Source organism: Citrobacter sp., assembly GCF_050252275.1.
Lineage (GTDB): Bacteria > Pseudomonadota > Gammaproteobacteria > Enterobacterales > Enterobacteriaceae > Citrobacter_A > Citrobacter_A amalonaticus.
On record NZ_JBFWLF010000232.1, the window covers coordinates 1 to 7,367 of the forward strand.

At 48.8% G+C, this 7,367-nt stretch carries 8 protein-coding genes; 1 reads left to right on the top strand and 7 read right to left on the bottom strand.

Translation table 11 applies throughout. The features are described 5' to 3' along the window. Positions 1-34 precede the first annotated feature (34 nt). Positions 35-871 carry an MBL fold metallo-hydrolase gene (locus AB7E14_RS17510; RefSeq protein ID WP_044257654.1) on the top strand — a complete coding sequence of 279 codons (837 nt, stop codon included), beginning with the start codon at positions 35-37 and terminating at the stop codon, positions 869-871. A gap of 64 nt (positions 872-935) precedes the next feature. Here the strand turns inward: AB7E14_RS17510 and AB7E14_RS17515 are convergent, their stop codons facing one another. The 7 genes from AB7E14_RS17515 to AB7E14_RS17545 form a co-directional block, all read right to left on the bottom strand. Further along, positions 936-2,201 (bottom strand): Y-family DNA polymerase, encoded by a 1,266-nt coding sequence (locus AB7E14_RS17515; RefSeq protein WP_044327686.1) that lies wholly within the window; start codon positions 2,199-2,201, stop codon positions 936-938. A gap of 389 nt (positions 2,202-2,590) precedes the next feature. Beyond that, complete coding sequence (locus AB7E14_RS17520; RefSeq protein ID WP_043000425.1) at positions 2,591-3,010, bottom strand: translesion error-prone DNA polymerase V autoproteolytic subunit; 420 nt, start codon at positions 3,008-3,010, stop codon at positions 2,591-2,593. A 253-nt stretch (positions 3,011-3,263) separates the two neighbouring features. Then, on the bottom strand, positions 3,264-3,446 hold the full coding sequence (locus AB7E14_RS17525; RefSeq protein ID WP_012132688.1) for a DUF1869 domain-containing protein: 183 nt from the start codon (positions 3,444-3,446) through the stop codon (positions 3,264-3,266). Between the two features lie 2 nt (positions 3,447-3,448). Next, complete coding sequence (yeaR, locus tag AB7E14_RS17530) at positions 3,449-3,811, bottom strand: DUF1971 domain-containing protein YeaR (RefSeq protein WP_043000424.1); 363 nt, start codon at positions 3,809-3,811, stop codon at positions 3,449-3,451. A 167-nt stretch (positions 3,812-3,978) separates the two neighbouring features. Beyond that, positions 3,979-5,955, bottom strand: a complete 1,977-nt coding sequence (locus AB7E14_RS17535; protein ID WP_316961741.1) for an acyltransferase family protein — start codon at positions 5,953-5,955, stop codon at positions 3,979-3,981. Between the two features lie 129 nt (positions 5,956-6,084). Then, positions 6,085-6,723 carry a leucine efflux protein LeuE gene (gene leuE / locus AB7E14_RS17540; protein WP_044327136.1) on the bottom strand — a complete coding sequence of 213 codons (639 nt, stop codon included), beginning with the start codon at positions 6,721-6,723 and terminating at the stop codon, positions 6,085-6,087. A 94-nt stretch (positions 6,724-6,817) separates the two neighbouring features. Beyond that, positions 6,818-7,367: LysR substrate-binding domain-containing protein (locus AB7E14_RS17545; protein ID WP_428169738.1), on the bottom strand; the 550-nt coding region annotated here is incomplete at its 5' end.

Sequence of the window (7,367 nt, forward strand, 5' to 3'; positions counted from 1 at the left end):
ATCGATATAGTGAATCCGAATGGGATGCAGAGTGATGAAATTAACCATACTGGTAGATAACAATACTTATATTGACAGGTATTTGACCGGAGAACCTGGCGTTTGCTATTACATTGAATGCTCAGGCTTAAAACTTCTTTTTGACGTTGGCTATTCTGATATTTTTTTAAAAAATGCACAGATCCTGGATATCGATCTTACGCACATTGATAAAATTGTATTATCACATGGACATAACGATCACACCTGGGGGTTAAACCATTTATTCCAGCATTACGACAGACTTCCATCATCTCCAGCAAAGAAAGTCGATATCATCGCCCACCCCGCCGCATTTACGCCTAAATTTTATGAGTCGAAACCCATTGGGATGAACCATAATGCCCTTTGTTTTGATTACTTCTTTAATATCGTCAGTTCCACACAACCCCTGAAATTATCCGAAGACATCACTTTTTTAGGGCAAATCCCCCGCCTTAACCATTTTGAAGCGCAAAATCCGGTAGGCCACACACATAATCATGATGGTGAGTTAACGGCTGATTACGTGATTGATGATAGTGCAATGGCAATTAAGACAAAGGATGGACTGGTGATTGTCACCGGATGTTCCCACGCCGGGATTTGTAATATTATTGAGCACGCAAAATCAGTCACTGGAGAATCGAAAATTGCTTCCGTTATAGGCGGCTTTCATCTCCTTAATGCTGATGAATCCTTACTCTCGGAAACCGGGAAATATCTTAGCGCATTGTCGGCTACTACGCTTTATCCCAGCCATTGCACCGATCTTGCCGCAAAAATCCATCTGTCCCGTTATGTGGATCTCAAAGAAACGGGCGTGGGACTCACGCTGACTTTCCCCATGTAGGAGCAGATTATGTGAAGGGAGACCGTGTTTTCTGTCTCCCGATGATTCATACCTGCAGCGACGATCACCTGACCACCAGCAGATCGGAAAAACGCGTGGTGTAGCGCGGAGAAAGCATCTGCCGTCTCAACTGCCATGGTGGCTGAATCCCCTGCCCGGCAAAGTACAGCGTTCCCCTTCCCTGTTTGGTATTGAGCGTATCCAGAACTTCCATCAACTTCTCGCTGCCGGGACGCGGTGCGTTATCATCGAACAGATTGAGTTGCGCCACGCCCTGACTGAAAAAATCACCGAGCATGACTCCAGCCTTCTGATAACGATGCCCCTCTTTCCAGATAGCGTCCAGGCATCGCGTGGCTGCGCTGATGATGTCCCGGCTGTCCTGTGTCGGTGTCAGCAGTTTTACGGACGCGCTATTGCCGTACCAGGTTTCATTCGGCGCAAACGGCGACGTTTTCACAAATGTCGAAATGAACCGGCAATACTGATGCTCACTCCGGAGCTTCTCCGCCGCGCGCGTCGCATAAGCACAAATCGCCTGGCGCATCTGTTCGTATTCCGTAATGCGCTCGCCGAATGAGCGACTGAAAACAATCTCCTGCTTCGCGGGCGCAAACTCCTCAAGCGCCAGGCAAGGCTCACCGCGTAACTCTCGCACGGTTCTTTCCAGTACGACATTGAAGTGCTTTCGTATCACCGCGATGTGCGTATCCGCCAGATCGAGTACCGTTTCTATGCCCATCGCGGTCAGCTTTTTACTGATACGACGACCAACGCCCCACACCTCATCAACTGGCAGAGCCGCCATCAGTTTTCGCTGCCGTTCGAGATTCGACAGATCCACAACGCCACCCGTCTGCTGCGGCCACTTCTTCGCCGCGTGGTTGGCCAGCTTGGCCAGCGTTTTTGTCTGTGCAATCCCCACGCCGAGCGTCAGATGTGTCCGCTTTAAGACCGTGTCGCGGATCTCTTTGCCAAAATCCGTGAGATCCCGACAGTTTCGGACTCCCGTCAAATCGCAAAAGGCCTCATCGATACTGTAAATTTCAACGCGTGGTGATAGCGCTTCGAGCGTCGACATGACCCGATTGCTCATGTCACCGTAGAGTTCATAATTCGAACTGAAACACACCACCCCATGACGCCGGAACGCCTCTTTTTGCTTGAAATAGGGCGCTCCCATGACCACCCACGGTTTCGCTTCGGGACTGCGGGAAATCACGCAACCATCGTTATTCGACAGCACAACAACCGGTTTGCCTTTCAGATCGGGCCGAAACACCGTCTCACAGGACGCATAAAATGAATTCACATCGCATAACGCAAACACGTCACACCCCACAATAACTGTATTTATATACAGTATTATTTAAAATATATTATAACTTGCAAGCAAAATTCTGGCGGTTTTTTAGTGGATTGTTCTGCCTGAAAAAGTGGTCGGTTATCCACAGAAACGGTGCATAACCCTGTGGGTGAGTGACATGACGTTGTTAATCAGGTTTGTTCGCATGCCGTATCCCTACGTCAGCCGGATATCTCCGTTCCTCTCCGTAACAACGTAAACCGAAGTGGGTATGTCTGCTCACAAAACAGGCAGGTTAATGAGTAATTAACCTGCCTGCCATTGGGATACCACTTAAGGCCACCGGGGAATCACAAAGAAACCAGCCGTGTACGGTTTGCAACGTCAGGGGGACGAACAATACGCAGCAATAGTTAACTCACTGCCTTTACAATAAATGTCACGACGCCAAAAATCGCCAGGGCGTCCTCACTGCCGATGATGATGGGAGAATAGGCGCTGTTCATAGGGTTAAGCTGAACGGTAGGTCGCAACTGCAACCGCTTCACCGTGAATTCCCTCTCCACCGCCGCAATCACGATATCTCCGTGGCTGGCAGTACGTGAACTGTCCACCACCAGCAGATCGCCGTCGCCGATCCCCGCATCGATCATCGAGTCGCCAGCAGCCCTGACGAAATAAGTCGAACTGGGATGCTGAACAAGTAATTTGTTGAGATCGATACTCTGCTCAACGTAATCGGCCGCCGGACTGGGGAATCCGCATGGAACCCGATCGCTGAAAAGTGGAAAGGTAATGACTTCATGCCATTCCGCAGGTCTGTACAACGTCATAATGCACACCTTTAATACTGTTTTTATATACAGTAATTTTAACTCCGACAGGGATCAAGTCATTGGCAAAACGCCGCTGCGCAAAGCGTCGCCACATTGTGCGTAAGCATTTATTGATCCTACAAATATACGGTTTGTAAATTTTTGCGCTGGGTGACGACGTCCGCCGTTTCAGGACGGGTATGAGGGAGCATTTCCGGAAAGCGAAAAAAAACCGGCGATGACAGCCGGTTTCCTCTCTGCATAGCGTGACTTACCAGCCGCAGACGTCGTGCTCATTTTCCGTATCGTAGGAACGCACGGTATTGACGAGATCTTTCACCACTTCAGCAGCGACGTCAGGCACCAGTAAAGTCATTGGCGCTTCGGTTTCGTAATCGACAGAGACGCCATTACTGTTGTTCGTCACAGTGACGGTATAGGTTGCTTTGCCCATGATTATTTCTTCCCGGTATGAATGACTTTTCGTTGATTCGCGCTTTCCATCAGTACCTCTGGCGCGACGAAAAAGTCGATATTGAAATAGGTGTCATCGCTCATCACTTCGATGTTGTGCCACTTTTCCGGTGGGAACACACCAAACTGGCCCGCTTCAATGATCATCACTGTTTCGGCTTCCGGACTGTGTTCATCCGCATATCCGAGATATTTGACCGCCCCCTGCATCACCGACAAACGGGGATAAACGCCCGGTCGGGTTCCTTTATCAAGGTGGCGTTCGAAAATTCCGGCAGGTGCCGTTTCTTTGTTCCAGAACGGCGTGGCACGTGTGTGAATATGATTTTGTGGAATCTGAAGCATGTCCTTCCCTCTTCCAGTCGGTAGGATGCGATTGTGAGTAAACCGCTGTTCCAGAAAGGTTACGCCTCATAACTGGCATTTTAAATACACCAAAAGGGGCAAGTGACATTCATCACTGGTTTTGTCTGACAGAGGAAAGCCTGTCTCCAGGCTCTCCTCCTGCTATATTATCGGCCAGGTGTTTTTAATGGATTGCCAAATTGCTCCAGATACACCTCCCCCAACGCTTTCGTGGCGTAATCATTTAAATGACCGACGTCACGGTACAGCGGTATGCCCTCAATTTCCGTCCTGCACAGCCCGTCAGGACATTGCACATTTTTGGGATCGACAATAATCAACGATGGGAAGCGGGCCTGTAACGTGGCAAAAAACGGTTCCGTCCAGACACTTTTATTAATCTGTGGATTCGGGTTGCATGCGTGAGGCTCATACTCTCCCCGCGTCTTAAAATGTTCATAAAAACAGGTCAGGAAGTTCTTAGGCATCGGGAACATCGTTTTCACCAGTACCGGCTGCGCCCCGGCATCAATAATATCCTGTATTGCCTGTTCCGTGGCTCGGGTGAGAATATTGATAGATTCCGCAGGCGATGGGGAATCCCCAATCTGCGATCTGACCCTGAATGCCGCATAGTTTTCCCAGACCTGAGAAATGATCACATATTTATACTTATGGTTTCGGATCGCTTCATAGTATTTTTTGACATTCTCATGACAGGCCCGGTAATAATCGCCTTTATAAGTATAGAGATCGTCGTGATACACACGGGGAATCGCCAGGCACAGTGAAGTCGCTTTCATATCAACAGCAACATGCGCATTTTTCCCCATAATATCGAAGAAATTCCAGTACTGATTAGAGTGCGAATCGCCCATCAGGAGCGCTTTCTCAGAAGCGGTTTTATCCCCCACCACACAAGCCATATCGGTTCCTGTGACGTTTTCGTTCATACAATCCTGACGCTGCTTTATCTTCGTCTCTTTGAGCACATGGTTGATATGACTTAACGACTCGCCGAATCGTAGATAGCTAAATCCGTCAAAACGCTTACTGACCGACATCAGGGTAATAATGGCAATCAGTGGGATAACCACCAGCAGAATCAGCGTTTTTTTCAACGACTGACGAGGCTTCCGGTAGGGTTTCTCGATGAAATAATATGACCCCATCGCCAGCAACACAGCCAGACCCAGACCAGCCATTCTGGCATAGACACTGGTAATACCGATGTAGTGCAGTGTCGCGAAAATCGGCCAATGAAAGAGATAAAGCGAATAGGAGATCGTGCCAAGCCAGACCAACGGCGGGAATGACAGCAATTTACAGGTCAGAATATTTTGCTGGCTACCGGTGAAAATTAACACCGCGGTACTGACGCAAACGATCAGGGTGTAAGCATTGGGATAACCCAGAATGACATCACTTCTGACGCTAACAAACAATATTGCCGCCACCGCAATGAACGAAAGGCTATTAAGCGCGATCTTGTTTATTTTTTGTGCCATCGGGAGATAAATACAGGCACAGACACCGAGCATGAACTCAAAGAGTCGGGAGGCGAAGAAATAATACGTTTTCGTCGGATGCGCACCTGAGTAGTGCCAGGCGATATAGATGCCTGCAATCGTCAGCAATGGTGCCAGATAGTTAAGCGCCCGTTCGTGCGTTTTTTTACGGATGACGTAATAGATTACCGGGAAAAAGACATACCATTGCCACTCGATGGATAAAGACCAGGTGTGAAGCAACAGCATGGCGTTTGAATCAGGCGCTGCATAGGCGGTTGTTTCATCGCCAAAATAGCGGTTTGAGACTATCAGCAGCGTCTGCTTTATGCTTTTGAGAAAAGAGGCATAATCTTCAGGCAACCAGAATAGCGACGCAATGACAACGCACAGCAGCATCATTGTCAGCATTGCTGGCTGCAATCGCCATATTCTACGCAAATAAAAATCGCTAAAGCTGAAATGCCCCGCATCCATTCGGTCTTTTATTATCGATGCGATGAGAAAGCCTGAAATGACGAAGAAAATATCGACCCCGATGAAACCGGATGCAAATAGCGAAAATCCGGCGTGAAATAACACCACCAGCAATACGGCAATCGCCCTTATGCCGTCAATATCAGAACGATACTTCATCGATTATCCTGCGAACGAAATATAAAGTGCGGATTTTACATGAGATTATTCAAAAGTGAACCGCCAATGACACGCTGTTTTGTTGTCGTTTACCTCAATAAAAAACCCGCCGATGGCGGGCTCCATGGCTTACGACTGTAGGGTCGCCAGCCGTGCGGCGAAACCGACAAAAATCAGGCCAATCAGCGAATTCCCGACCTTCGCCAGTTTCTTTTTGGTACGAATGTACTGGGTGACAAAGGCGCCCGAGATAATCAGGAAGCTCAGGTAGCAAAAGCTCACCACTTCAAGCGTGATCGCTAAAATAAAGAATGACAGTCCCGCGTGCGGCGCATTCACATCAATAAACTGCACAAAAAAGGAGACGTAGAACAGAATGGCTTTTGGGTTCGTCAGGCTCAATACCAGCGCACGTTTAAAAATGGCGCCAAAGGGAACCGCGTCTTCAGTTGTCTCACCGCTTTTCGCTTTAAGCGTGGCATAGAGGATTTTTGCGCCCAGATAAAGCAGGTAAAAGGCACCGAGATAGCGGACGATATTAAACAGCACTGGCGTCGTTTTAATCAGCGTCGCCACCCCGGCATACGCCAGAAACATGAGTACTGCGTCACCGATAAATACCCCGCTTGCCGCAAGGTAACCGCCCTTCATTCCACGTCCGACGCTGTTTTTCAGCACAAATATCGTGTTCGGTCCCGGAACCAGGACAATAAAAATAGCCCCGACCAGATAAGTCCAATAATTCAGTACACCATACTCTGCAAACACATTAACCTCTTCTTCCTGAAACCACTTTTTCGCTTAACTGCGAAACAATATGCTAACGGATGCACCAGTCCAAGGGAAGCGCTTATCCCCCGCTTTATTTCAGTGAGAATGCCGGATAGCGCTCGGCAAAATAGTGGCGTAAGAATTCCACCGTAATACGCACTTTGGCTGACGTCGCCAGTCGTGAAACATACACCGCCCAGATATTGGCCGGTTGGTAATACTCCGGCAGGATATGCACCAGATGACCGCTGGCTATGTTATCGCAGACATCCCACCAGGAGCGCAGCGCAATCCCCTGTCCGTCCAGACACCATTGATGCACAATCTCACCATGATTCGATGACAGCGGCCCGGTCACCTTAATGGCGTGCTCCCCCTCTTTATTCTGCAATTGCCAGATCCCAAAGGGATGGTCACGCTCTTTGATCACTAAGCAGGAACAGGTAGCAAGATCGGCAAGCTGTTTTGGCGTACCGTGCTGTGCCAGGAACGACGGCGATGCACAAAGGATTCGGTAGTTCGTTCCCAGCTTGCGAGCGATCAAATTTGGCGCAATGTCGTCGCCAATACGGATATCGAGATCGACACCTTCATTAGCCAAATCCACCAGCCGATCTTCCACATCAAAGCGCAACTCCAGT

Bases quoted from the DNA above. Each gene is read 5' to 3' on its own strand.
- AB7E14_RS17510 (WP_044257654.1), top strand. From the start codon at position 35: ATGAAATTAACCATACTGGTAGATAACAATACTTATATTGACAGGTAT.
- AB7E14_RS17520 (WP_043000425.1), bottom strand. From the start codon at position 3,010: ATGACGTTGTACAGACCTGCGGAATGGCATGAAGTCATTACCTTTCCA.
- AB7E14_RS17525 (WP_012132688.1), bottom strand. From the start codon at position 3,446: ATGGGCAAAGCAACCTATACCGTCACTGTGACGAACAACAGTAATGGC.
- yeaR (WP_043000424.1), bottom strand. From the start codon at position 3,811: ATGCTTCAGATTCCACAAAATCATATTCACACACGTGCCACGCCGTTC.
- AB7E14_RS17535 (WP_316961741.1), bottom strand. From the start codon at position 5,955: ATGAAGTATCGTTCTGATATTGACGGCATAAGGGCGATTGCCGTATTG.